Source organism: bacterium (assembly GCA_016708315.1).
Classification (GTDB): Bacteria; Zixibacteria; MSB-5A5; order CAIYYT01; family CAIYYT01; genus JADJGC01.
The window spans coordinates 95,848-122,144 of record JADJGC010000006.1 but is presented as its reverse complement, the minus strand read 5'-3'; the positions used below and the strand labels follow the sequence as shown (position 1 = coordinate 122,144).

At 51.9% G+C, this 26,297-nt stretch carries 21 protein-coding genes; all 21 read left to right on the top strand.

Translation table 11 applies throughout. The features are described from left to right. The first annotated feature begins 107 nt into the window (after positions 1–107). Positions 108–3,224, top strand: a complete 3,117-nt coding sequence (locus IPH59_07815; protein ID MBK7091611.1) for a hypothetical protein — start codon at positions 108–110, stop codon at positions 3,222–3,224. Continuing rightward, a complete protein-coding gene (locus IPH59_07810) occupies positions 3,221–4,831 on the top strand; it encodes a BamA/TamA family outer membrane protein (GenBank protein MBK7091610.1) in 1,611 nt (536 codons plus the stop codon). Before IPH59_07815 ends, IPH59_07810 begins: the two co-directional genes overlap by 4 nt. Next, complete coding sequence (locus tag IPH59_07805; GenBank protein MBK7091609.1) at positions 4,828–5,673, top strand: geranylgeranylglycerol-phosphate geranylgeranyltransferase; 846 nt, start codon at positions 4,828–4,830, stop codon at positions 5,671–5,673. The genes IPH59_07810 and IPH59_07805 overlap by 4 nt, the downstream gene beginning before the upstream one ends. A 56-nt stretch (positions 5,674–5,729) precedes the next feature. Then, entirely contained in the window at positions 5,730–6,557 is an 828-nt protein-coding gene (locus IPH59_07800; GenBank protein MBK7091608.1) for a BatD family protein, read from the top strand. Positions 6,558–6,723: 166 nt separating this feature from the next. Next, positions 6,724–7,593, top strand: coding sequence for an AAA family ATPase (locus tag IPH59_07795; GenBank protein MBK7091607.1), 870 nt, complete (start codon positions 6,724–6,726; stop codon positions 7,591–7,593). Positions 7,594–7,596: 3 nt separating this feature from the next. Further along, a complete protein-coding gene (locus IPH59_07790) occupies positions 7,597–8,475 on the top strand; it encodes a DUF58 domain-containing protein (protein ID MBK7091606.1) in 879 nt (292 codons plus the stop codon). Position 8,476: 1 nt separating this feature from the next. After that, positions 8,477–8,698, top strand: a complete 222-nt coding sequence (locus IPH59_07785; protein ID MBK7091605.1) for a hypothetical protein — start codon at positions 8,477–8,479, stop codon at positions 8,696–8,698. Between the two features lie 23 nt (positions 8,699–8,721). Then, complete coding sequence (locus IPH59_07780; GenBank protein MBK7091604.1) at positions 8,722–9,945, top strand: glycosyltransferase family 39 protein; 1,224 nt, start codon at positions 8,722–8,724, stop codon at positions 9,943–9,945. After that, complete coding sequence (locus IPH59_07775; protein MBK7091603.1) at positions 9,932–10,876, top strand: hypothetical protein; 945 nt, start codon at positions 9,932–9,934, stop codon at positions 10,874–10,876. Before IPH59_07780 ends, IPH59_07775 begins: the two co-directional genes overlap by 14 nt. Beyond that, positions 10,873–11,859 (top strand): VWA domain-containing protein, encoded by a 987-nt coding sequence (locus IPH59_07770; GenBank protein MBK7091602.1) that lies wholly within the window; start codon positions 10,873–10,875, stop codon positions 11,857–11,859. Before IPH59_07775 ends, IPH59_07770 begins: the two co-directional genes overlap by 4 nt. A 48-nt stretch (positions 11,860–11,907) precedes the next feature. Next, positions 11,908–12,933, top strand: a complete 1,026-nt coding sequence (locus IPH59_07765) for a VWA domain-containing protein (GenBank protein ID MBK7091601.1) — start codon at positions 11,908–11,910, stop codon at positions 12,931–12,933. Then, a complete protein-coding gene (locus IPH59_07760; GenBank protein MBK7091600.1) occupies positions 12,926–13,777 on the top strand; it encodes a tetratricopeptide repeat protein in 852 nt (283 codons plus the stop codon). The genes IPH59_07765 and IPH59_07760 overlap by 8 nt, the downstream gene beginning before the upstream one ends. A gap of 15 nt (positions 13,778–13,792) precedes the next feature. Next, positions 13,793–15,601: a protein BatD gene (locus IPH59_07755; GenBank protein ID MBK7091599.1), complete on the top strand. Its 1,809-nt coding sequence runs from the start codon at positions 13,793–13,795 to the stop codon at positions 15,599–15,601. Then, positions 15,598–16,335, top strand: a complete 738-nt coding sequence (locus tag IPH59_07750; GenBank protein MBK7091598.1) for a tetratricopeptide repeat protein — start codon at positions 15,598–15,600, stop codon at positions 16,333–16,335. Before IPH59_07755 ends, IPH59_07750 begins: the two co-directional genes overlap by 4 nt. A gap of 123 nt (positions 16,336–16,458) precedes the next feature. Then, complete coding sequence (locus IPH59_07745; protein ID MBK7091597.1) at positions 16,459–17,487, top strand: flippase-like domain-containing protein; 1,029 nt, start codon at positions 16,459–16,461, stop codon at positions 17,485–17,487. Between the two features lie 130 nt (positions 17,488–17,617). Next, complete coding sequence (gene corA, locus IPH59_07740) at positions 17,618–18,586, top strand: magnesium/cobalt transporter CorA (GenBank protein MBK7091596.1); 969 nt, start codon at positions 17,618–17,620, stop codon at positions 18,584–18,586. Positions 18,587–18,633: 47 nt separating this feature from the next. Next, positions 18,634–19,242, top strand: coding sequence for a TetR/AcrR family transcriptional regulator (locus IPH59_07735; GenBank protein MBK7091595.1), 609 nt, complete (start codon positions 18,634–18,636; stop codon positions 19,240–19,242). Further along, on the top strand, positions 19,239–20,576 hold the full coding sequence (locus IPH59_07730; GenBank protein ID MBK7091594.1) for a TolC family protein: 1,338 nt from the start codon (positions 19,239–19,241) through the stop codon (positions 20,574–20,576). Before IPH59_07735 ends, IPH59_07730 begins: the two co-directional genes overlap by 4 nt. Continuing rightward, complete coding sequence (locus IPH59_07725) at positions 20,577–21,596, top strand: efflux RND transporter periplasmic adaptor subunit (protein ID MBK7091593.1); 1,020 nt, start codon at positions 20,577–20,579, stop codon at positions 21,594–21,596. A gap of 422 nt (positions 21,597–22,018) precedes the next feature. Continuing rightward, a complete protein-coding gene (locus IPH59_07720; GenBank protein MBK7091592.1) occupies positions 22,019–24,697 on the top strand; it encodes an efflux RND transporter permease subunit in 2,679 nt (892 codons plus the stop codon). Continuing rightward, positions 24,678–26,297 carry a bacillithiol biosynthesis cysteine-adding enzyme BshC gene (gene bshC / locus IPH59_07715; protein ID MBK7091591.1) on the top strand — a complete coding sequence of 540 codons (1,620 nt, stop codon included), beginning with the start codon at positions 24,678–24,680 and terminating at the stop codon, positions 26,295–26,297. The genes IPH59_07720 and bshC overlap by 20 nt, the downstream gene beginning before the upstream one ends.

Sequence of the window (26,297 nt, the reverse complement as noted above, 5' to 3'; positions counted from 1 at the left end):
CAACTGCGATCCTCGCTAACAATTCAACCACTCCAATTTTCATTCACAGATATGTCGCTCTTGATTCGAACGGATGTCTTGAGCGATTGGTCTCGACGTCTGAGCTCGTGGCTGTTATCGATTGCCGTGGAGACACAATTTCGCTGACGGACCAGGTTGACTCATTGTCGAGTCGAGTCTGTCTTGGTGAAGCGGCGCAGAAGTGCGATTCGGTGATGGTTGTAACGAGATTGGATCATCGCCTTTCGTCTAATCCGTTCAGCCTGCGGCCATATTTGACCACCACGCAACTGGCAAGCGTACCGGAACCGAAAGCGGATACTGTCCGAGGAATTGGCGCTGCCAAGTCGAATCTCAAAGTGGCAGGAAGCAAGAGCTTCTATGCGGATGTTTCGGATCGCGGGCGGACGACACTGGCGCAGGGTTTGACGATGACGGTGACGGGGGATCTGGGGCATGATGTTTCGGTAAGGGGGAGTTTTTCCGATCGAGGATTGCGAGACAATCGGCTGGTGACGAGAAGATTCTCGGAGTTGGAGAATATCTATCTTGAGGTGGAGTCGCCGAAATTTCGAAGTGTGTTCGGAAATTTCCAGCAGCAACAGACGCAGTTCTCGCTGATCGCTTATCAGCGGAGCGTGCAGGGATTGCAACTAGCTTACACACTGCCGACGAGCCGGACGGAGTTTGCAGTTGCGGTACCGCTGGGCAACTATGGAGAGCATGAATTTGTCACACGCGACGGCAACTATGGGCCATACCGGCTACCGGGGCGCAACGGCGAGCAGGGTATCGCCGTAGTTGAGAATTCGGATGTGCTGTGGTTGAATGGAGAAAAACTTCAGCGCGGACGCGACCAGGATTATTATCTCGATTACCTGCAAGGTGAACTGTATTTCACCGGGAGGCGGGTCATTGATGCCGACGACCGGGTGCGTGTTGAATACGAGTTTCAGCGGTTGGAGTATCGCAAGACGCTGTTAACGGCAAGTAATAAGTTCACTTCGGCGGACTCGAGCAGGAGCGTAACTATTGGGTACAGCGGTTTTTTAAGTGCGCGCAATGATCCTCTGGATTTTAGTTTGTCGGAAGATGAAATCGACGTTTTGGAAAGGGCAGGGGACAACAGCGACTCGACGATAATATCCGGTGCCAAGTTCGTCGGCACAGGTCTGGGAAGCTATGTGGCTGAGACGGACACGAGCGGGGAGGCGGTCTATTCATACATCGGCGAAGGTCTGGGCGACTATGTGGTGAGCTTCTCGGAGTTTGAAGTCGGCGACTATACGTATCTCGGCAATGGGTGGTACCAGTATGTCGGCAAGGGTGCAGGACGGTTTCTGCCGCTTAAGCAATTGCCGATGCCGGAGACGGTGCATCTGACTGCGGTGGCGGGGGAAGCTTCGTTGGCACCGGGACTGCGAGTTAATGTCGAGTCGGTGCTGTCCAACTACGATCGAAATCGATTTTCGAACAAGGATGACGGAGACAACGGCAGTGTTGCGGGACTGGTTGGGTTGAGGTACAGGAAGCCGGCGGGAAAAGTTGAGGCTGATGCGAGCGCGGAGATTGTTCCTGATGGATTTCCGCAGATCGCGCGACTGGATGCAATAGAAGATCAGTATCTGTGGCAACGGGAAACGACTGAAAACAGCGGGCGTAAGCGGATTTTGGGTGGATTGATTTTGAGGCCAAGCGATCAATTTTCCGGGAAGGTATCAACGGGATTCAGCGATGAAGAGACCGGACTGACGGCTCGGAGACTCAACTTCGAGACAGAAATCAAGGGCGTAAAGCACTCGCAGCTTAGGATGAAGGTCAATCTTGCGTCGTCAGAAGAGCGCGGGAATTCACGGACGCTGCTTGATTTGCGGCCGGAATTGCAGACAGACTTCCTGCCGGTGAGAGTTGTTGTCAGGGGTGAGTATGATCAACGCGGACTTGAGAGCGACAGCAGTCAACGAACGGACAGCAAACGAGAAATTGAATCGACGATCGGCTATGGCGGCGTGAGTTTGGGCGGGAGACTGCGAGAGAACTGGTTTGAGGATGACGCAGGCTGGAAGTTGATTGATAGCAAGCGTAGTATGGTAGCTTCGATGAGTCGAGTAATCGGCAGCGGGAACAAGGTCGATGCGAATGTGAATGTCAATCGGTATACGCAAGGCGGGGTTAAGGAAGATTATCAGACAGGGTCGTTGTCACTGGCGTGGCCCTCGCTGATTCCCGGAACGGCGCTGACTGCGAATTATCGACTGAATCGACGCGGGTATTCGCAGACGAATCAGACCTATCTCAAGGTTGATGCGGGCGAGGGCGACTATGTCCTGATTGACTCGGTGTATGTCGCTCAGACGCGCGGGGATTACATATTAGTGACTGAGCAAGTGGGGGATGTATCGCAGAATATTGATGCAGAGAAACGAATTCAGGCAGAATTTGAGTTCGCGAAATGGGCGGCGAATGTATTGACGCGCGGGACGTCGTTTCGTTACGAAGTAAGCTTGCGCGAAATCGGTACGCCAGAGAGTGATTTTACAGCAGAGTGGCTGCTTCCGCCGACGCGATATTTTGAAGGTGATACAAGGGTATCACAGAGATACTTCGACTATCGACTGAAAAGATATGAATGGAGCGCCGGGTTGCGAACGGAGTTATCTTACACGATACGCCGTGATGAGAACCGATTAGAAGTGACCGCGCCGATCAAGCGCAAATCTGATGAAGTGCGGCTATCATTCAGCAAGAGCATTGCTGAGCGCGACAATCTGCAGTTGGGATTGGTGAATCGAGAGCGCGCGATTGCCGAGTACAACAGGCTGAGACTGAATCTGCGGGAGAAACGGATTGAGCTGACGGCCTCGCATTTCAGCGGAGCGTGGGAGTGGACGGTGTCATCGAGTATCGCGCGAGAACATGCGGACTCGCTGGATTTGCTGGCGTATAGCGTGCGAGTGGCACCGGGTGTGAATTACAGCTTGTCGACAAGGGGCCGCGTTGAGTTGTCGCCGTTCGTGTTGAATGTCAGCGAGTACGCGGATCGAAGTTTGTTTCTGCAGATGGCGGAAGGATTTCCAACAGGGACGCATTGGGGAGGGAAAATTAGAATTGATATCGGGATTTCGGATACATTCAGTTTCAAGATTATCGGGCAGGCGGAATTTCGCGAGCATGATGAAAACCGGTATTTCTTAAGGAGCGAGTTAACCTCGACATTTCAATGATCAAGGTATTGTTGATATTGCTGTTGATTGCCGGTTGTGCGCTGGGAGAAGTGCATATTGCGGGGAATCGGCTCTTTCGATCGGAAGAGCTGCGCAAGGAGCTGAGAACGGCCGGTTCGCTTGAGGAATACCAGCGACAAGTGCTCGAATCGTACTTTGCGGCTGGATATTTCGCGGCGACGGCAGAGATCGATGCAGGAAATGACACGACAGTCACGATTGTTGAAGGGAAACGATATCGAGTTTCAGATGTGATTCTCGGCGGAATCGATACGAGTATTGTGGTACAGCGGCAATCGTTAAATGACAATAGCCCGGTGACAACCGCGAAGATCGAGGAGTTGTCGAAGCGTGTCGTCGATGCCTACGCCGAGGCGGGATATCCGTTCTGCCAAGCAGAGATAAAGCGGGCAGACGTCTGGGGCGATGAAATCAAAATCGAATATACCGTTGTCACCGGACCACGGGCAACGTTTGGCAGAGTTGAATTCACGGGCCTGGTATCAACGAAGAAGGAAAGATTGCGTGACAGGCTGAAGCTGGAAGAAGGCAAGTCCTACCGCGAGTCGCAGCTGCGTCAATCGGAGCGGGCGTTGACGATGTTGAATTTCACGAGGGCGATTTCGGCGCCGGTAGTGGCGCACAATACGCGCACAAACTCCGCGGACGTCGTATTTGCAATGCGGGATGAACGAAATCTCACGGTGGACGGGTTGTTCTATCTGAATTCTGACAATACGATTGGCGGCAGTGGTGATTTGGATCTGCTCAACATTTTCGGTACTGGGGAGCGAGTTGGGCTGCATTGGTCGCGGCAAAACAAGAACTCGCGCGAGTTGGGGATAGGTGTGGAACTCCCGTTTGCGGGAGGATATCCCGTGGACTTGAAATTCGATGTCGCACAGAGTGATCGAGATTCGGCGTATGTGTCGGCGAAGATTCAAGCAGGTGCGATGTATCATCTCAGCGAGCAATGGCAGATTGGTTCGACAATTTCCTGGGAGAAGATTACGCCGGACGAGGGAAGGGATTCGCCCTCGGCGCGAATCGCCGGAGTAACGCTGAAAACGGCGTTTCAGAAGCGGGATCGACTCAGGTCAACGCGTAAGGGAGTGGCGGTGACGACCGAATTCGGTTCGCTCTATCGAAAGTCGTTTGACAGCGGCAATGATATCAGCACCGGATACTCGACTACTATCAAGGCGAAAGGGGAGCTTTGGCAGCCGTTGGGAAGAAGGTGGATTGTGTATCAGCGACTGATGCCGTTTCAGATCAGATCGGATTTTGATCCGATTCCGACGGAGCAGTTGATGGAAATTGGCGGAGCGGCAAGTCTGCGCGGGTACCGGGAGCGGAGCTTCTTGGTCGATATCGGTGTTGTCTCGGCCACTGAATTGCGGTATCTCTTTGAGAGTAATTTTCTTGCCCGAATCTTCTGCGATAATGCTGTTGTCGAAACAGAGGCTGGAACACAGCGGTTGACAGGTTTCGGGTTGGGGATGGAGTTGGAAACGACGATGGGTCGATTCCGGCTCGATTTTTCGCTTGGCGAGGAGAAGCAGCTCGACGCGATGCTGGTGCATTTCGGATTTGAGACGGGGATATGAAGAAGCTGATAGCCGCCATAAAGCTGATTCGGCCGGTTAACGGGCTGGTAGCGGCACTTTCGGTCGTGCCGGCGGCGTCGATAGCTTGCGGGGAGTTGACTTTTCCGTGGCGGGAATCTGGGTTGATATTCTTCCTCGTGTCGTTCGGCTATGCGATAAACGACATCTTCGATTTGAGGGCAGATCTGATAAATCGCCCGAAACGAGCAATTCCCTCGGGAGTGTTGTCGGTCAAGAATGCGTGGGTAGTTGCGGTGTTCTTCTTGATTGCAGGGAAGGTATTCTTGTTCGGAGCGAATCCGATATGTGCTCTGTACTATCTCTCTGTAGCATCGGCGCTGTATCTGTATGCGGCGGCGATTTCTTCCTGGCTAATTGTCGGGAATGTGCTGGTGGCAGTGCTGTGCGCTTCGGTGTTTTATCTGGGAGCGCTGGGATGCGAGGTCGAAGGCAAGGCGGTCGAGCTATTGATATTGTCCGCCATATTGACCTTTCTCTATCATCTTGGACGGGAGATTGTAAAAGACATCGAGGATATGTCGGGAGACAAGGCGATTAAGCGGTCGACGGTGCCCTTGAAATGGGGACCGAATCGGGCAAGGGTGGCGGCGATAGCGCTATTTGGTGTGCTGATTGCGACGAGTTATAGCGGATATTGGGTGTTGGAGCTTTCAAGGAGCTATTTGGTCGCAATTAGTGTAGGAGTGAATTTGCCACTGGCATTAATTTTTATTATTTATATGAGGAAGGGCGCTGAAGAGGGAGCAGGGCAGACCTCGATGGCGCTAAAAGTGATAATGTTGCCGGCTTTGATGGCGCTGCTGCTTGCCGGCGTTAATTAATGTTAAAAACTGAAACCAGGGCGAGCTTAACCGTTATAATTCCGTAAGTTATGTACATGATACTGAAAACATGGGTAATTGTGTTGTGCCTGGCAGGAGTTGCTTCGGCGCAAATCGGGTTTAAGGCGCATGTTGACAAGGTGCAAGCGGCCTTTGAAGACGAGTTTGTATTGACCTTGGAAGTGAGTGTGGGTGATCCGTCAGTTACAACGACACCGGTGCCGCCGCCGGAGATGATTGGATTTCGTGTCGGCGGGTCGGGCAGCAGTGTCGAGAAGGTTGGCGAGTTGACGGTAAGGCGATACACGTACAACCTCAAGCCTGCACGGAGCGGCGAAGTGACGATTCCGTCATATAAGGTGGAATTCAAGAGCGCGGTAGGTGTGGATACGCTGACTTCGGACCCGATAGTTGTGAATGTCGCACAGCCGCGGCCAAGCAAGGACTCGCGGGTGAGTTTGGCTCCGATTTTCATCACTGCCGCAATAGGCACCGCGATAATTGCGGCGCTGCTTTTCCGTCGTCGCAGGACAAAAGCTCCGGTGATTGTTGAAGCTGACTGGAAGGCAGAGGCGCAGGCGAAGTTTGCCGAGATCAAACGGTTGGCCGAGAGAGAGGATTACCGTGAATTTTCCTCGCAAGCGAGCAAGTTTGTGGTCGGATTGCTTGAGAAAGCGAACGAAGCGAGGCTGACGGGGTATACTACGACAGACATATTGCGGTGGATGGAAGAGCGGGGAATCGAAAAGGAGATTCGCAGCCACTGCAAGGAGCTGTTTGCGTTTTGTGAAGAGGTGAAGTTTTCCAGCGGCAAGGTGGATGTCCAGAGCGGGCGCGCGGCGGTGAGCAACGCGACAAAATTGCTGGAACTGATTTTGAAATGATCTCGTACAATTTGGTCGAAATGAATCAATAGTTTAGGGAGATATATCGGTGGATCAGGATATTAGACAAATTCAGGCTGAAGTTGAGCGCAGTTTCGATTTCGTTTTGCGGCTCAAGGCGGAGATCGGCAAGGTAATTGTCGGGCAGGAGTATCTGGTAGACAGGATGATCATGGCGCTGCTTGCCGACGGTCATATTCTTGTCGAAGGCGTGCCCGGTCTGGCGAAAACGATGGCGATCAAAACGCTGTGCCAGGCGATTCAGGCGGATTTCCGGAGACTTCAATTTACACCCGACTTGCTGCCGGCGGACTTGATTGGAACGATGATCTATTCGCAGAACGACGGCAAGTTCACTGTCAAGAAGGGGCCGATTTTTGCGAACATGATTCTGGCGGACGAAATCAACCGCGCACCCGCCAAGGTGCAGTCGGCGTTGCTGGAAGCGATGCAGGAACGTCAGGTGACAATCGCCGAGACGACACATGCACTGCCGAAACCGTTCTTGGTGATGGCGACACAGAATCCGATCGAGCAGGAAGGCACCTACCCGCTGCCGGAAGCGCAGGTCGACCGATTTATGTTCAAGCTGAAGGTAACCTATCCGAGCAAGGCGGAAGAGCTTGAGATTCTCAATCGAATGACGGTTGGGACGACGTTCGAGACCAAGCCGGTGATCACGCCTGCGGATATAGTCAGGGCGCGGGAAGTGCTAAACCGGATTTATGTCGACGACAAGGTTAAGGAATACATAGTCAATATCGTCTTTGCCACACGTAATCCCGAAGCGTTCAATCTCAATTTGAAGGGCTTGATTGAATACGGCGCTTCGCCGCGCGCGACCATCAATTTGACGCTGGCCTCGAAGGCACATGCGTACATGAAGGGCCGCGGTTATATCACGCCGGATGATGTCAAGTCGATCGGCATGGAAGTGCTGCGCCATCGCGTCATTGTGACCTACGAAGCTGAAGCGGAAGAGGTTGACAGCGAGGCAATCATCACGAAGATCTTCAACGAGGTTGAGGTACCGTAGGCCGTGCTTCCAGCAGAAGTCCTGAGAAGAATCCGGCGCATTGAGATCACCACCAAGAAATTGGTGAATGATGTCTTTGCGGGCGAATATCACTCGAGTTTCCGCGGACAAGGCATGGAATTCGAGGAGGTACGCGAGTACCAGCCGGGGGATGATGTACGCCTGATCGACTGGAACGTCACGGCGCGCACCGGAGTGCCGTTTATCAAGAAGTTTCGCGAAGAGCGCGAGTTGTCTGTCATGCTGCTGGTGGATGCTTCGTCATCCGGCCAGTTCGGCACCCGCAGCCAGCTCAAGGAAGAGATGGCTGCGGAGATTTGCGGCCTGTTGGCGTTTTCGGCGATTCGCAATAATGATAAAGTGGGAATGATCATCTTCACTGACGAAGTCGAGAAGTTCATTGCGCCGCGCAAAGGTCGCGGGCATGTACTGCGATTGATTCGGGAGATTTTGTATTTCAAGCCGGTGGGGCGATCAACCAATATCAGCAAGGCGCTGGAGTATCTCAACCGCGTGATTAAGCGCAAGTCAGTTGTGTTCCTGGTGAGCGACTTTTTGAGTTCAGGGTATGCCTCGGATTTGGTGATCGCCAATCGCAAACACGATGTGGTGGCGATCAAGATCGGCGACGAGCGCGAAGCGAAGATGGAAAATTTCGGTCTGATCGATTTTGAGGATGCCGAGACGGGGGAGATTATTTCGGTAGATACATCGGATTCGTATTTCCGTCGGCAATATGGAATGCAGGCAGAAGATTTGAGTACTGAACTGGAGAAGGCATTCAGCCGGATGAGAATAGATTTTGTGCAATTGACTACCGGGCGCGATTACTTCGTACCGCTGACTTCGTTCTTCAAGAAGCGCGAGCGGAGGTACCGTTAGAGTGTCGATCAAGACTCTCGACAAGCGCTTGATATTGATATTGGCGCTGCAATTGGCGGCAGCGCTGGTATTTGTTTACTATCGCACCGTCGATGCCGACGAGGGATTCTATTTGGCGGCAGCTCAACGTGTCGCCGATGGGATGATGCCGTATGTGGATTTCTTCTTTCCGCAGGCACCACTATTGCCACTGACATTTTTCGGACTTTCGAACTGGGGCTGAATTCGCTGCTCCTGCTGCGAGTATTGGCTGCATTGGCGGGAGTTGTCAGCACGGTGGTGATGTATCGGCTAGTGAGACGCGAGAACGGAAACGACGCGACAGCGTTAGTGGCGGCATTCTTGATGGCGTTTTGCGGCTTGTTCCTAACGTGGCACTCGACATTTAAGCCATACGCGTTCGTCGATCTCGCGTTGTTGATATCGTTTCTCTACCTGCTCAAGAGCGGCAATGACGAAAGGTTAGACGGCAAGGCGATCTTGCTATCGTGGTTGATGCTGGGAGTAGCGATAAATTTCCGATCGATATTTCTGCTGTTGCTGCCAATCTATATCTACGCACTGGTGCTGTCGGCACGCCGCGCAAAGGTAGGGAATGCTCAGGCGCTCAAGTATGCGTTATTGGGGATTCTCATTCCAACGCTGCCGGCGATTTATTTGTTCGTGTCAGCGCCAAATGAGTTCTTGTTCAATAATCTGGGATTTCACCTTCAGCGCGAACCGATTGAACCGTTTTCGGCGCTGTTGCTACACAAGGCGACGGTATTCGGGAAGTTTCTGGCGTTGCCGCAAACGATTCTGCTTCTGGGAGCGGCTTTGGCATCATACCTGCTCATCAAGTACGGGCATGTGGCCCGGATGATGACTCAGAAGCCGGCGGCGATGTTTGCTGCGGTGATCACAATAGTCTACTTGATCCCGACGCCGGTGCATATGCAATACTTTCAGCAGGCGACACCTTACTTGATCTTGCTGGCTCTGCCGTGTGCAAAGTTTGTACTTCATCATGAGCGTCTCAAGCCGATGCTGCGGTCGGCAGCAGTGTTGTATCTTGTCGGCATTGTGCCATTCGCGTATCTGTTCATTGTTGCACCGCGCGAGCAGGATCATCGTTTTGAATGGCCGCAATTGGAGAGCGTTGTCGAAGCTATCAAAAACAACTCGACGACTTCAGACAGTTTGCTATCGGAGTGGGCGGGATATAGCGCGTTGTCGCAGAGGCCGCAATTGACCGGCTCGGAGCATGTGGGATTTCATTTTCCACTCGAATTGACAGAAACAGAATACAACGATCATCACCTGCTGACGAATTCCGCAATTGTTTCGGCGCTGTCGGCGCAGAGGCCGCATCTGGTGATAATTGACTACAAGGTATACCCCGAATGGGAAGGCGCATTGGCGGCACACTATCGGTTAATCGATCAACACGATCAGACCTTCATCTATAAGAGGGCCAATGAAGCGCTGTAGTTGGATTCTGTTGCTGATGTTCGCACTTGCGGCTCCGGTTTTGGCGCAGGAGCGGATTTCGGTTGAATCGAATGTCGACAGACAGTCGGTGACCATCGGCGATATCATAAAATATACCGTGAAGATTTCGGCGGACACTTCGCTGATAGTCGATTCGCTGGTCGTCGGCACGAATCTCGGCATGTTTGAGGTGAAAGACTATACTCCGCGTTCGACCGAGATTAGCAACGAAATGAAGGTTTCGACCGAGTCGTTTAATATTACGACATTCACAACGGGTGATTATCAGATTCCACCGATTACGATCAAATACTCGACGGCAACGGGCGAGCTGAAATCGGTTACAACCGATGCGATTGCGATAAAGGTGAATTCGCTTCTGACCGGCGAAGAGGGGGAAGATATCAAGCCGTTGCGCGGTCCGAGGGAATTTGAGAGCCGGATTCCGATTTGGATGATTGCGGCTGCTATCGCTATTGTGGTGGGGATTCTGGTGTTCTGGTATCTGTATCGCCGTGCCAGCAAGCCAATTGATCTGGGCAAGGAGCCGGTTGATGAGCGATTGCCATGGGAAATTGCGTTGGCGGAGTTGGATGCGCTGCGGGCATCAGATTTGGTGGCGAGAGGCGAATACAAGGAATACTACTTGCGGTTGTCGGAAATTTTCCGCGCATATCTCGAACGGCGTTACGGTATATCGGCGCTGGAGCGGACAACGTATGAGATCATCACGGAGTTCCGCGGACTTGCACTGGACAAACGAGAAGAAGAAGTCATCAATCGCTTCCTGGACGAATGCGATCTGGTCAAATTTGCCAAGTATGATCCATCAAATGAAGACATTGACCGGCATTTTGGAGTAGCGCGCGAATTCGTATTGCAGACCCGCTCATTGCCATATTCCTCGGCAAAGGGAGGGGCGCAAGAATGATACAATTCGCCAATCCGATGTTCCTGTGGCTGCTCCTGGCGGTGCCGTTGGTGGCATACTTCATGTTTCGCCGTCGTCGCGAAGCGGCGATCAAATTCTCCGATATTTCGCTTCTGCGCAATGTACGACGAAGCCGCCGGGTCAAGAATCGAAAGATACTGTATGCACTGAGACTGCTGGCTCTGGTATTGCTAATCATTGCGATGGCGCGTCCGCAGGCTGGGAAGAAGACGACGGAGGTTTCGTCGGAGGGCATCGACATCATGCTGGCACTTGACGTTTCCGGCAGTATGAAGGCTGAAGATTTTAAGCCGCAAAACCGACTGGTTGCCGCCAAGGAAGTGATCAAGGAATTTGTGCAAGGGCGGCAGAGCGATCGAATCGGGCTGGTGGTGTTTTCGCGGCAGTCGTTTACTCAGTGTCCGTTGACGATGGATTATAGCGTCCTGCTGAACTTCCTCGAACAAGTTGATTTTGGCATGATCGAGGATGGAACGGCGATCGGGATGGGGTTAGCCAACGCCGTCAACCGGCTTCGGTCGTCAGATGCGAAGTCGCGGATTATTATCTTGTTGACTGATGGTATAAACAACGCGGGTGAGATTGATCCCCTGACGGCGGCACAAATCGCCAAGACTCTGGGAATTCGCGTGTACACAATAGGTGCCGGCAAGTTGGGCAAAGCGCTGTATCCGGTGGATGATCCGATGTTTGGCCGGCGATATGTTCAGTTAGAAAATGAAATCGATGAAGAACTTATGACGCAGGTATCCGAACTAACCGGCGGCAGGTATTTCCGCGCCAAATCCGAGAACATGCTGAGGGACATTTATCAGCAGATTTCCGAGCTGGAAAAGACGAAGTTCAAGATTAAAGAGTACCTTCAGTTTGACCAGTTCTTTCCGTACTTCCTGATTGCGGCGGCAATAGCGCTGCTTCTGGAACTGGTATTGAGAGAAACCATTTTCAGGAGGTTGCCGTAAACACAGAAGGTTTATGGCGGGTATAACTAATATGGTCGAGGCAGTTAGATGAGATTTGCGGCTCCGGAGTATCTGTACGGATTCCTTGTCATAGCGGCACTGGCGTTGTTCATGTGGCAGGTGTCTCGCCGCAAGAAACGGCAATTGGAGTCATTTGCCGACCGGTCGTTGCTTGCCGGGCTAATCCAGAACTATTCGCCTTTGAAGCGCCGCTACAAGACGGCGTTCATTTTCCTCGCAATGATTTTCCTGGTCTTTTGTCTGGCGCGGCCACAGTTCGGCACGCACATGGAGATGTTGAAGCGCGAGGGGCAGGACGTGATGATCGTGGTAGACTGCTCAGCTTCGATGTTGGCAGAGGATATGAAACCGAATCGCATTGAACGCGCAAAACAAGAGGTCCGCGGATTGCTTGCACGAATGCAGGGCGACCGAATCGGACTGGTGGCTTTTGCCGGCAGCGCGTTTGTGCAATGTCCGCTGACTCTCGACTACTCGGCGGCACAGATGTTTGTAGATGTTCTTGACGTAGACTTGATACCCAATCCGGGAACGAATATTGCTGAGGCGATTTCGGTGGCGACCGCGGCCTTCGTGATTAAGGAACGCAAGAATAAGGTGATGATCGTTATCACTGACGGAGAAGATTTTGGCGAAGGGATCGATGCGGCGATAAATGAAGCGAAAATTGCCGGCGTCAATATCTACACAATTGGAATTGGCAGACCCGAAGGCGAACCGATTCCGATCCGCAATGTTCGCGGTGAAATGGTCGGATACAAGAAGGATCAGGGCGGCGAATTGATCATGACGCGGCTCGATGAGATTACGCTGCAAAAGTGCGCCGCTGAGACGGATGGGCGCTATTATCATGCATCACAGGGCGAGATCGCGCTGGACATGATATATGAAGAGATTTCGAAGATGGAGAAGAAAGAGCTGTCTGATATGCTGTTGACTCAGTATGAGGACCGCTATCAGTATATTTTGCCGTTCGCCATCGTATTCCTGGCGGGAGAAGCTTTGTTGTCAGAGCGGCGGCGCCGCAAGAAGGAGAATGGTTCCAATGCGTAGAGTACTGATTTTCATCCTGATAACCTGCGTGAGCACGAGCGTGTTGGCGGACTACCGGAAGTTGAACAAGAAGGGGAACGAAGCCTATTCGAAGCGTGATATTGAGCAGGCGCTGAAATACTATCAAGAAGCGGAAATAGAGAAACCGCAGGAGCCGGTATTAGAATACAATATTGGAACGGCACTATTCGACCAGGCGAAGTACGAGGATGCAGTTAAGCGTTACTCGAAGGCGCTTCTGACTGACGACCCGGCATTTCAGGCGGATGCATACTATAACTTGGGGTCAAGCTTCTTCCGTAACGAGAAGTATGCGGAGGCGATCAACGCCTATCAGAAGTGTCTTGAGCTGAAACCGGATGATGTCGATGCGAAGTACAATCTGGAATTGTCGCGCAAGAAGTTGAAAGAACAGGCACAAAATCAGCAGAATGAAAAGCAGGACCAGCAGCAGCAAGACCAGGAGAAGCAAGAAGAGCAAGACCAGCAACAACAGCAGCAGGGCGACGATCAGCAAAAGCAGGATGATCAGGGCGAAAGCGAGCAGGATCAACAGCAACAGCAGCAACAGGGCCAGCAAGGCGAGAATGGCGAAGACAAGCAGCAGCAACAACAGCAGCAGCAAGGCGAAGGGGAGCAGGATAAAAAAGACCAGGGGCAGCAGCAGCAGGGCAGTGAGGGCCAAACTGAGCAGCAAGAGGGCAAGGGGCAGGATGAAAAGATGAGCAAGGAAGACGCAGATCGTATTCTGAAGGCGATCGGAAATGCCGAAAAGGACTTGCAGAAGAAAATCAACCGGACTAAGGTCAAGTACGGAAATTACGATAGCAAAAAAGACTGGTAAGCGATGATTGGCAGTTTGCGAAAAATACTGACTCGGATATTTGTTGTTCTTCTGGCGCATGCGATCGTGCTTGCCAGTGACGTAGCCGTGACCGCACGAGTCGACCGCAAGCAGATCTCGCAAGACGAATCGCTTGAGTACACGGTCGAAATCAGCGGCGACGTATCGAAGGTGCCTAATGTGGCGTTGCCGAAGCTGGGGGATTTCGAGGTCTACTCGACAGGAACGAGCCAAAGCTTCACGTGGGTGAATGGTCAGTCGCAAAACACCAAGCGTTATGTATTCCGGATGACACCCAAGCGGTCAGGGAAGCTGGAGATACCGGCGTTTGCTCTTGATATTGACGGCCAACGTTACATGACTCAAGCGCAGACAGTTCAGGTAAGTGCCGGCGGTGCGCCGCAGACCAGAAATACAAATCCGCAGACAACAAGGCGACAAGGACAATCTCAGCAGAGCGGTGTAGCCAAGGATGACCTGTTTATCCGCACTGTTGTCGACAAGGACACTGTGTATGTCAATGAGCAGATTACACTGACATTCAAGTTCTTTCAGGGGATTGAACTGCTGCAGGGTACTGACTATGTCCCACCCCAGAAGACGGGGTTTTGGGTCGAGGACTTGGGGCCGCAGCGGTCAATTTATCAGACTGTCAATGGACGCGACTACCGGGTGACCGAGATCAAGAGCGGACTCTTCCCGACGGCTCCGGGAATTCAATCGATTGGGCAGGCGAGTCTAACTTGTTTGGTTCAGGAACGGGCACGAAATCGCGATCCGTTTTCGATCTTCAACAATTTTGGTGTTTTTGGCGAAACGAAGAGCGTTAAACTGACTTCTGATCCGATTGCTGTTGTTGCCCTGCCATTGCCGACTCAAGGCAAGCCCGTTGATTTCGGCGGTGCGGTGGGCCAATTCACGATGACAGCGAGCGTCGACAGGCGAACCGTGCCGGTAAATGAGCCGATTACGATGACGGTGAAGATTTCCGGAGTTGGCAATATTAAGACTGTTGGAATGCCATCGATTCCAGACATGCCCGATTTCCGCAGTTATCAGGCGGGTGATTCTGAAAATATCGAACGAATGGACTATGTGTTGGGCGGCAGCAAGATCTATGAGCAAGTGTTTATCCCGAAGCGCGCCGGCACTTATACGATCCCGTCGCTAAGTTTCTCGTACTTTGATCCAAAGGCTCGCAGTTACAAGACTATTACGACGGATGCGATTCAGATTGAAGCGACGCCATCGCAAGATAGGTTTGCTTCGCAGGTGCAGAATCTTCAGACCAATCGCATCGATCTTGCGGCGAAGGACATTCGCTATTTGAAGTCGGATGTTGGTGATTTGAATACACGCCGCAGTCAGCCGCTGGCGATGAGCCCGTTCTTTCTCGCATTGTATTTGATTCCGATTATCGGCTATGTGGCGATTCTGCAGACGCAGCGACGCAAAGAGAGGTTGGAAACCGATCACGGCTTCCGGCGGCTGAAGCAGGCGCGCAAAATGGCAGAAGGCAGGCTGGCACGTGCCAAGTCGAGCCTAATTGCAAATGACGCCGATGGGTTCTACACCGAGATCAATCGCTCACTGATAGAGTATTTTGCCGACCGCTACAACTTGCCGGCTTACGGACTGACGGCGGATAGTATCAAAGCATTTGCGGCGGGCAAACAAAGCGATGTTCTTGTCGCAAAGATGCTTGAGTTGCTGCAACAGTGCGATTTTGGCAGATTCGCCCCGGGAGGTTCTGAGACAGCGCAGATGCAGAAGTTGCTTGATGATGCACGGCAGTTGATTATTGATCTGGAGAAGACGCGTTGAAGCGATTCTTGTGGATTGCCTTGATTATGCTCGTGCCGGTGACGTTGTTTGCCGGTGCGGATGACGACTTTCGTGCTGCGATAAGCTTGTATGACCAGGGGAAGTTTGTTGAATCATCGACGGCATTCCAAGCGATCATCGATAAAGGGTACTCTTCGCCTCAGCTTTTTTACAATGCAGGATGTGCGTACTACAAAGCGGGTCGAATCGGTCTAGCGATAGCCAATTTCCGGCGGGCTGAGCGGTTGAATCCAGAAGATGCCGATATCAAGGCGAATTTGGAGTTTGCCCGGCTCTACACGGTTGACAAGATTGACCAGGAGGGTGCGTCGTTTCAGACGCAGATCGGGAGGGTGCTTAACGTTCTCTCACCGAATCAGTACTTCTTGATTTCGCTCCTTGCGATTGCGGTTTTGTTCGGATTGTTAACGCTCAAACGGATGGGGAAGGTGAGTATCGGGTCGACCAGTGTGGTATCGCTGGTGCTGGTCGCAGTGATTTGTGCTGTGGCGATGGTGTGGGTGTTGCAGAACAATTATCTGATCCAAGAAGGGGTTGTCACGGTCGAACAAACGGAAATCATGTCGGGACCTGGGGATGAGTTTGAATTGCAGTTTGAAGCGCATGAGGGGTTAATGTTCACAATTCTCGAAAGCCGTCCGGACTACTATCTGGCGTTGTTTGCCAATCAATTGAAGGGTTGGGTGCGACGTTCAGACGTTGTCACCATTTGACGGCCGCTTTGCGTCAAAGCCGGACTTGTTTCCCCTTGATCCTAACCCGCTCTAATTCGTTGACACTACCACAATTGAACACTATTATTCGCTCTTCAATTGAATCGCATTAAGACTGAGGTATTGATCAAAAATCTGGATTGGAAGAAGGTCTTGGGAGTAGCGGTGGCAATTGGCCTGCTATTCTTAAGCTTCTACAAAGTTAATCTGCGCGAGTTGTGGACAAGTATCGCCCAACTCAACTATCTCTATCTATTAGCGTCGTTTGGTGCGGCCGTACCAATGAACTGGGCCAAGGGGATGCGTTGGCGGGCTCTGATTCGAGAAGTCAAGCCTGTGTCAAAGACGCGCATGTTTGCTTTGTTCCATGTCGGGCAGATGATCAATCTTTCGTTGCCGGCATTGACCGGGCAGGCGGGGCGGATTGTCATGCTTTCAAAGGCTGAAGGGCTCTCCAAGACGCTGTGCTTCACGACCGTGGCGATGGAAGTGCTTTTTGACGGAATCAGCTTGATAGTACTCGTCTATCTGGCTTCGTTTATCTTTGCCTTCCCGGTTTGGCTGAGACAGGCGGAGATTTACGCGGCAATCGGGATTGGCGTATTCCTATGCGTCGCCTTCCTGGTTTGGCGGAATAAGAGGGCGCTGGAGTATTTTGGCAAGACGCGAATCAAGCGCCGTTTCCCCAATCTGTATACGAAACTGCAGAAATGGACGCAGTCGATGATCAGCGGGTTGACCTCGCTCAAGAGTGGTCGGGGAATCCTTGAGGTCAGCTATTATTCGATATTGGTGTGGTTATTCCATGTGCTGGTTGCAGTCACACTGATCCTGGCATTCAAACTTGACATTCCGGCGTGGGCGGGCGTGGTAGTGGTAATTATCAACTCGTTTCTCCTGATGATACCGATATCGCCAGGAAACATCGGTTCGTTCCAGATTATCGTAATCAGTGTACTGCATGAGCTGTTTAAGGTGCCAAGGGCAGAAGCAGCCGCGTTCAGTTTGGTGTTGCATTTCATGGATATTGTTCCGGTCTTTGTCATCGGGATATACTTCCTGTTTACGAATCACATTACCTTCAAGAAGCTCCGCGCCGAGGCCGAAATTGAGGCTCAGAAGGCAGACACGACGGAGACACTTCAACCTTGACAAAGGGCTAAAAACAGCCTAATTACCCACTTCCCAAGCGCGGCCGGTCAAGAACCTGCACGACCGCCCGAGATGTGAACATTGCCGTGCGTACACTTAAGAATTGGTGGCAAACGGCGGAGAAACCGCGATGATCAGGTCATTTTACTATACCACCGACGACGGATTGAATTATGCCGAAGGAATTAGCGAATTCCAGAAGCTTTGCGCACGACGCGACAGTGTGCTGTGGGTTGATTTGTCCTCGCCGACCGACGAAGAGTCGTATGTCCTGACATCGGAGTTCAAGTTCCATCCTCTGGCGATTGAAGACGTTCTGTCGGAAATGTCGCATCCCAAAATAGATGATTACGACACATACTTGTTCACGATTGTGCAAGTACTTGGTCCACCGGTGCAGGAAACCGAGATCGAGGCAAAGGGCATCGGGCTGTTTCTGACGCAGAATGCAGTCGTGACAGTGCATTTCCATCAGGTACCATCGCTGGATTCAGTGGCGCAGAGGCTTCAGCGCGACAGCCGGCTGATTTCACGCGGTGCGGACTTTTTGTTCCATACGATGCTCGATCATATCGTTGACACGTACTTCAGCGCGCAGAACACCATGGAGAAGGAAGTAGACGGGGTAGAGGCGGAAGTGTTCGAAGATCCAGATCAGGATATTCTCAAGAAGATGTTCCGGATCAGGCGAGATTTGGCGATTATCCGGCGCGTGATTGTGCCGCAGTCGGAAATCATGTCGCAGTTTACAAGAGAGAAGTTTGATGTAATAACACCGAAAGCGGCGATTTACTTTTCGGATATCAATGACCATCTGCATGTGATGATTTCTACCGCGGATAATCAGCGCGACTCGATCAACTCGGCAATGGATTTGTACTTCTCGATGGTATCGACCAAGACCAATGCCGTAATCAAGTTTCTGACGATACTTTCGGCGTTATTTCTCCCGGCAACATTCATTGTAGGGTTCTACGGAATGAATTTCGAGACGATACCGGAATTCCGGTGGAAATTCGGCTATCCTTTTGCGGTACTTCTGATTGTGGGGGTAATTGTCGGGCTTCTGTGGTTCTTCAAAAGAAAAAAGTGGATATAATGGTTTTTTTTCGGAACAAACGGACTGACCAGTCCGTCTAATAGACAATGTTAAGAGAACCAATCAAGCCAAAACGGCGCAATTTGCCGGAAAACGAGCGCAAAGAGATGATTCTCGATGCGGCGTTAGAATCGTTTGCGACCCACGGTTACGACACCTGCAATGTCGATGCAATTGCGGAATTGGCAGGCACGGGCAAGGGGACGATATACCGTCATTTCCCATCGAAATTGGAGCTGTTTGCGGCAGTAGTTGAACGGGGGCATACCGCTCTACTGCAACGATTTGCCAATCTCGTAGAAGAGAAATGCGAAGTAGCTGAGCATATCACGACGGGATTGACACAATTTGTTGACTTTTTTGTCGAATATCCGAATTATTACCGGGTGATGATGATTGAGCAGCCGGAAGTGCGGCTCAAAGTCAAGTTGGATATGGATGCCGGGTATCATCACTTTTTGAAGGTAATTGCCGCCACTGTGAAGGAAGATATTCGCGCCGGGCGCATCAAGAAGGTCGATTCGGAATTCGCGGCAGAATATTTTCTATCGCTAATGAAACTGATAGTTGAACGCCAGCTTTATGGCAAAGGCCACTCCCGTCGCAAAGATATCCGAGAGGCTGTGGAAATTACGTTGAAGGGACTTATGAGATGAAAATAGTTGCGAGGCTGTTGGCCTTGGTGATGTTCGTCGTGTTGTCGGGGATAGTTGCAGATCAGGCGACGGCGCGGACACTAACTATTGAGGATGCCGTAGCCGAGGCATTGCGTAGTAATCAGGATTACCTGATAGCGCGTTCGGAGCTTGAAAAAGCCGAAGCTGAAATACAGAAGGCGACGGCTGATGCGTACCCGCATCTGAGCCTGGGTTCGACCTATTCGCGCTATCTGTTGGTGCCAGAGGTGGTGTTTGGAGGGCAGACGTTCAAGATGGGGTCGGACAATCAAATTGATGCAGGGTTGACCGTGACGCAGCCGATTTGGCAAGGCGGCAAGGTACTGGCGGCAATCAAGATTGCTCACACCTACAGGAAGTATGTCGAAGAGGCCGTCAACGAAACGGGAGCGGAGATTGCATTTGCGGTTCGGAATACGTTTCTGGATGTGATTCTGGCTCGCGACGTTGTTAGCGTTTACCGCGACGCTTTGGCAACGGCGGAATTGAATCTGGAGATGGTTGATAAGATGCAGTCCCAGGGGGTTGTTTCAGAATATGAAAAACTCCGCGCCGAGGTTGAGGTCGCGAACTTGCGTCCGCAACTACTGCAAGCGCAAAATCAATCGGAACTGGCGCTGCACGCGCTGAGAAATCTGCTTTCAATGGATCTGACGGAGCCGCTGGAGCTTCAGTACTCCTATGATGCAAGTTCGAATGTTCAGACCCTGAACCTTGTGCGGTTGACAGAATTAGCTGTTGCCAATCGGGCGTCGCTGAGGCAGAGGGAGCACTTGAAGGAAATCACCAGACGCGCTGTGGGAATTGCCAAGTCGGAAGGTTCGCCAAAGTTTGATTTTGTTAGTCAATATGGCTGGCGTTACCAGTCGGATGATCTTGGGCTAAACGGCAAGGACTGGTCGCCGAATTGGGTCGCTTCGATATCGTTGTCCTATCCAATCTTCAATGGATTCTCGACCAAGGCATCGGTCAGAAAAGCAAAGGTCGACAAGCTGCAAGCCGAGTTGGGATATGAAAAAACTCGTGAGCAGGTTGAATTTCAGGTTCGCGACGCATACCTGCGCTACAGTGAAGCGGTAGAGCGACTGCAGTCGCAGCTTAAGACGATTGAACAAGCAGAAGAAGGGTTGCGAATCGCAAGGATTCGATACCAGAATGGTGTCGGTACGCAACTGGAAATACTTTCATCGGAGTCGGCGTTGACATTGGCGCGCACAAATCACGTGCAGGCAACTCACGATGTCGCGCTGGCGGTTTATAGACTTCAGCGGGTTACAGGTTCGGATAATTTCGATGCACTTAAGGAGCAATAGATGAGAAGCAGGTGGTTACTAATATTACTGGCTGCCGCGATGTTGGCGTCATGCGGAAACAATTCTGACGCCGAGCTGGCGACGCCGTTGCCGACAATTCCGGTCAAGACGGCGGCTGCCGAGATTGGTCGAATCGAGGTCGAGCGCGAGTTTGGCGGCGGACTAGTCGGTATCAAGCAGGCAGATCTATATGTGAGGTTGTCAGAAGCCGTAACAGCGCTTCCGCATAAGATCGGCGACAAAGTGAAGTCAGGCGACGTGGTGGTGTTTCTGGATAAGAGTGGCGCATCCTCGAGCTATTTCCAGGCTAAATCGACATTCGAGAACGCTGAGAAAACGTTCAACAAAATGAAGTATCTCTTTGAAGAGAAGGCGATCAGCGAGACACAGTTTGATCAAGCTGAGAGCGCATACGAGGTATCGCGGGCGAATTTTGCAGCGGCGCGGGAAATGGTGGAGATTACTTCGCCAATCAGCGGAACGCTGGTCGAATTGAATGTGCTGGTTGGCGACATCCCTCCGGCGGGAAAGGTAGCGGCGCGAGTCGCCCGGACGGATACGCTGCGAATGTCATTTGGAGTTCCGGCAGGTCTTGCGGAGAAGTTTTCGGTAGGAATGACAGGCGAATTGCATCTGGCAATGGCCGACAGCAATTACACCTGCATTGTAACGCGGGTAGCTTCGGCGGCGGATCCGCAGACGCGGACATTCACCGTAGAGGTGTCGGTACCGAATCTGGATCAGAGACTTCAGCCGGGCGCATTCGCTAAAGCAAAGTTTGTGATTGAGAGTTCGGAGGCAGCGTTGCGTGTGCCGCAGTCTTCGCTGTTGTCGCAGGAAGGCGTGTACAGTCTCTTTGTTGTGAAGAACGACACTGCCTATGCTCGTACTGTGACTTTGGGTTTGAAGAATGAGACAACGATTGAAATTTTGTCGGGGCTTGAAGCTGGTGACGAGGTTGTTTACTTGGGACAGGGTTTTCTATCCAACGGTTATCCGGTAGTGAGATCAGAGAAGTAATATGATACTAGCAAAAATCTCGATAGCGCGGCCGGTGTTCACTGTGATGGTGATGCTGGCGCTGCTGGTACTGGGAATGTTCGCCTATCGCGATCTAAGCGTCGAGATGTTTCCGGACATTTCATTCCCGTTTGTGGTGGTGACGGTGCAATATCCGGGCGCTTCACCAGAAACGATGGAAACGGAGATCGTCTCCAAAATGGAGGACGCGATCAACACGGTCTCGGGTGTAAGGCATATTACATCGACATCGTATGAGGGCTATGCTTTTACATTCGCGGAGTTTCAGCTTGAGTCGGACGAGAATATTGTAGCGCAGGATGTGCGCGACAAGATTGCCGGTATTCGAGCCGAATTGCCGGACGATATGGAAGAGCCGGTTATCCAGAAATTCGACCCAATGGCACAGCCGATCATTTCGCTTGGCTATCGCAGGCAACCGCTCGACGCGAGAACTGACGCTGATTGCCAAGGAAGATATAAAGAAAGCACTGGAGAGTACAGCCGGTATCGGCAATGTCGAACTGGTCGGCGGCGAAGAACGGGAGATTCTGGTGGAGCTGGATTTGACCAGTCTCGAGTCGTACAATCTTTCGATATTCGAAGTGCAGAACAAAATTGAGGCGGCGAGCCTTGAACTTCCAGCAGGCAAGATCGAGCGCGGTGACCGCGATGTGTCGATCCGCACGCTCGGAAAGGTTACGAGTGTCGAACAGCTGGCGAATACTGTAATCAAGAACGACCAAGGCGTTCAGGTGCTGTTGCGAGATATTGCCGAGATTAAGGATACGACCAAGGAGGTCGAGTCGATTTCGCGACTGAATGGCCGCAGGGCAGTCGGACTCGATCTGGTGAAGCAATCCGGCGCCAATGAAGTTGACGTGGCAGCAGCCGTCAAGTCGCGTCTGGCAGAGTTGCAGAAAACGCTACCGTCCGATATCGAAGTGACGATCGCAGCGGACAAGTCGAAGTTTACCGAAGAAGCCGTACACGACGTAATTGTCAATATCATCTATGGCGGCCTACTGGCGGTCATTGTGATTTTCTTCTTCCTGGCCGATTTGCGCGCGACGATTATTTCGGCGATTGCGATTCCGACCTCGATTGTGGCGACATTCCTGTTCATGGGAATGCTTAACTTCACGCTGAATTTCATGACATTGCTGGCATTGTCGCTGGCTGTGGGTTTGTTGATGGACGACGCCATCGTCGTCATCGAGAATATCTACAGGCATTTGTCATACAAAAAGAAACCGGCGGATGCAGCTTATGATGCCACCAAGGAGATAGCGCTTGCGGTATTGGCGACGACGCTGACGATTATTGTGGTATTCGTGCCGGTGGCGTTTATGAAGGGCATCGTCGGACAGTTCTTCTACGCATTCGGCATCACTGTGGCAGTGAGTGTTGCGGTGTCGCTGTTCGTGGCGTTTACGCTAACGCCGATGTTGTCCTCGCGCTGGCTTCAACAGGAGCATGAATTCCATCAGGCGACTAAGAATCCAATCTATCGATTCACGAACTGGTGGAATGGGATCTTCGAAAAGCTGAATATCATCCTGCAGAACTCAGTGGGATTTGCATTAAATAGACGAGCGATAGTGATGCTCGTCGCCACGCTCGCATTTGCCGGCAGTCTGATGATTGTTCCGCTGATTGGAACCGAGTTTGTGCCGGAATATGATCGCGGCGAGTTTTTCGTAGCGTTTAAAACCTCACCGGGAACGAGCCTGAACGCGACCTCGGAGCTTTCGCGCGACATTGAAAAGGTGTTGGCGAAGTATCCAGAGGTGAAGGATGTTTACACTACAATCGGCACCGGAATCAACCCGGACAATGAAGGAACCATCACGGTGAGGATGGTCGAACTGGATCAGCGCGAGCGGTCCTCGTTTGAGGTGATTGAGTCGCTTCGTGCAGACTTGGCAAACTATCCGGGATTGCAGATCAGTATAACCGGCGAAAAGGCCGAAGGCGGCGGCGCACCGATCGAAATTTCGATTTCGGGCGACCGGATGGACCAACTGAAGGTATTGGCGGCGATGGTCGAGGATTCAGTACGTGCGACTCCCGGCGCTGTCGAGGTTGACAACTCGCTGGGCGAGGGCAAGCCGGAGATTCAGATTGAACTTGATCGAGAGAAGTTATCGGATCTGGGTCTGAATGTCGCGCAGATTGCATTGGCATCGCGTTATCTGGTGAATGGCGTCGTGCCGTTCAAATTCCAGGAAGGTGACAAGCAGGCAGATGTGAGGCTGCGGTTGAAGACTGAGGACCGGAATGATCTGTCAGACCTGTCAAGAATTCTGCTTCCCTCGGCAAAGGACATTGACGGCCAGAAGGGGCACCAATTCCCGCTGAGTTATGTAGCGAAGTTCAATGAAGCGAGTGCCGTTGCTGAACTCACGCGCTATGACCGGCAGAAAACGGTCAAAGTTACCGGCAATAACGCAGGTCGGTTTGCGGGCGATGTCCGCAATGAGGCGCTGGCTAAGGCACAGATGATTCCGACGCCGCCCGGGTACAGCATTTACGCGACCGGCGAGGCGGAATTCCAGATGGAAGCATTCGGCTACATCATTGAAGCGCTTTTCCTGGCGATTGTGATGATTTATCTGGTGTTGGCTTCGCAGTTCGAGAGTCTGACCGATCCATTTTCGATCATGTTATCGCTGCCGATGTCACTGCTGGGAGCGTTCCTTGGGCTGCTGTTTTTTGGCAGTTCGATTTCGATCATGTCGCTGATTGGAATTGTGATGTTAATGGGGTTGGTGACGAAAAACGCAATCTTGCTCATTGATTTTGCCAAACAGGAAATGGCGCGCGGCACTGAACGAAGGGCAGCGTTGATTAAGGCCAGCTCGGTGAGATTGCGGCCGATTATTATGACGACAGCAGCGATGATTTTTGGTATGTTGCCGTTGGCGCTGGGAATCGGGCCGGGTGCGGAACTTCGCGCCGGTATCGCCCGCGCCGTAATCGGCGGACTGATCACTTCAACCGGATTGACCCTGGTTGTCGTACCAGTCGTATATAGTTTGCTGGATGATTTGACGAAGAAATGGCGTAAGAAAGAAGTTGTTGTCGCAGAAGGTCATTAGTTTCGAAAAGATGCCCGGCAGCCGGAAGCTGTTTCTGGATTTTTTGGCGGGCAAGACAACGGACTACTTTCATTACGACTTCAATTCGGATAGTGCGCTTCAACAAGTGCACGACAAAGTAAAACAACGCCGCTATGATCGAGAGAAGATCGTAGCGGCGTTATTGCGTCAAAACCAGGCATTTGGCGCCGGGCCGAAGACAATAGACAATATCAATAGGCTGCTTGACCCGGCGACTAGCGCAGTCTTCACAGGACAGCAGGTTACGCTCTTCGGTGGGCCGCTGTTTACGTTCTACAAAGCCAGCCTTGCGATCAAACTGGCCGAGTCAAATTGCCGCAAACTGGCGGGAACGGTTGTGCCGATTTTCTGGCTCGCCGCTGACGATGCGGATTTTGAAGAAGTCGCCAAGATAACCGTGCCGACTGCGGACAACAAGATGGCGAACTTGAGTTGGGAGCCGGCCACGCCGATCAGCGGTCAGCCGATGGGTTCGGTGCGACTGGACGAGAAGATTGTCGAGTTGCTTGATGCTTATGAGCAGACGCTGCCGGAAACGGAGTTTCGCGCAGAATTGATGGCGACTTTGCGGGAATGCTATCAACCGGGTGAATCGGTTGTGACGGCGTTCGGCAAATATCTTTGTAAGATCTTCGCCGATCGCGGTTTGGTACTTATTGATCCCACCGATCCCGTGTTCCGGGAGTTAGCATTACCGATATTCAGGAAAGAAGTGCAACTGCGCGAGAAGGCTGCGAAACTGGTAGAAGAACGCAATTCGCGGCTTGAGCAGCAGGGTTATCATCTTCAGGTAGCGCGCCCCGGATCGTATTCGAATTTGTTCTACTATAATGGCAAACGGACGCGAATCGACTTCGCCGAGGGCGGATTTGCGATTGAAGGGAAGTTTGTTTCGCAGACTGACCTTGAGGCAATGTTGGAGAAATCGCCATCGCTGTTTTCGCCAAACGTGTTTTTGCGGTCGATTGTGCAGAGCCACATGTTTCCGACATTGGTGTATTTTGCGGGTCCGGCGGAGGCGGCGTATTTCAGTCAGATCAAGGAGTTGTTCGACGTATTTGATGAGGCGGCGCCTATCATCTATCCGCGATATTCAGCGACGATAATCGAACCGGCAATAGCGAGGTTGATGGAAAAGCTGGAAATTTCGTTTGAGGATGCGTTGCAGGATCTCGGGCATTTGACCAATGAGATATTGAAGCGCACTTTCCCCTCAGATTTCGAGCAACGCTTTGCGACATTGCGCGAGGAAGTCAAACGGCAGATGGATGAAATCGCGGTGCATCTCGACCAAAGCGACCACGGGCTGATTACAAATGCGAACCGTATCGCGGGCAGGCTCGACCTTGAGATCAAGAATCTCGAAGAGAAGGTTTTCCAAGCGCATCGTAAAAAAAATCAGACCTTGCGAGCGCAAGTAGAGCGGGTGGCGTTCAGTTTGTTTCCGGACGGGAAGATGCAGGAGCGCAGTTTCCCTTTGAATTATTACATAGCAAAGTACGGACCGAGCGTTGTCGATACACTGTATGATGCGGTTGACTGCAACAGCAAGGTTCATCATTTGATCAGTCTGGAGTAG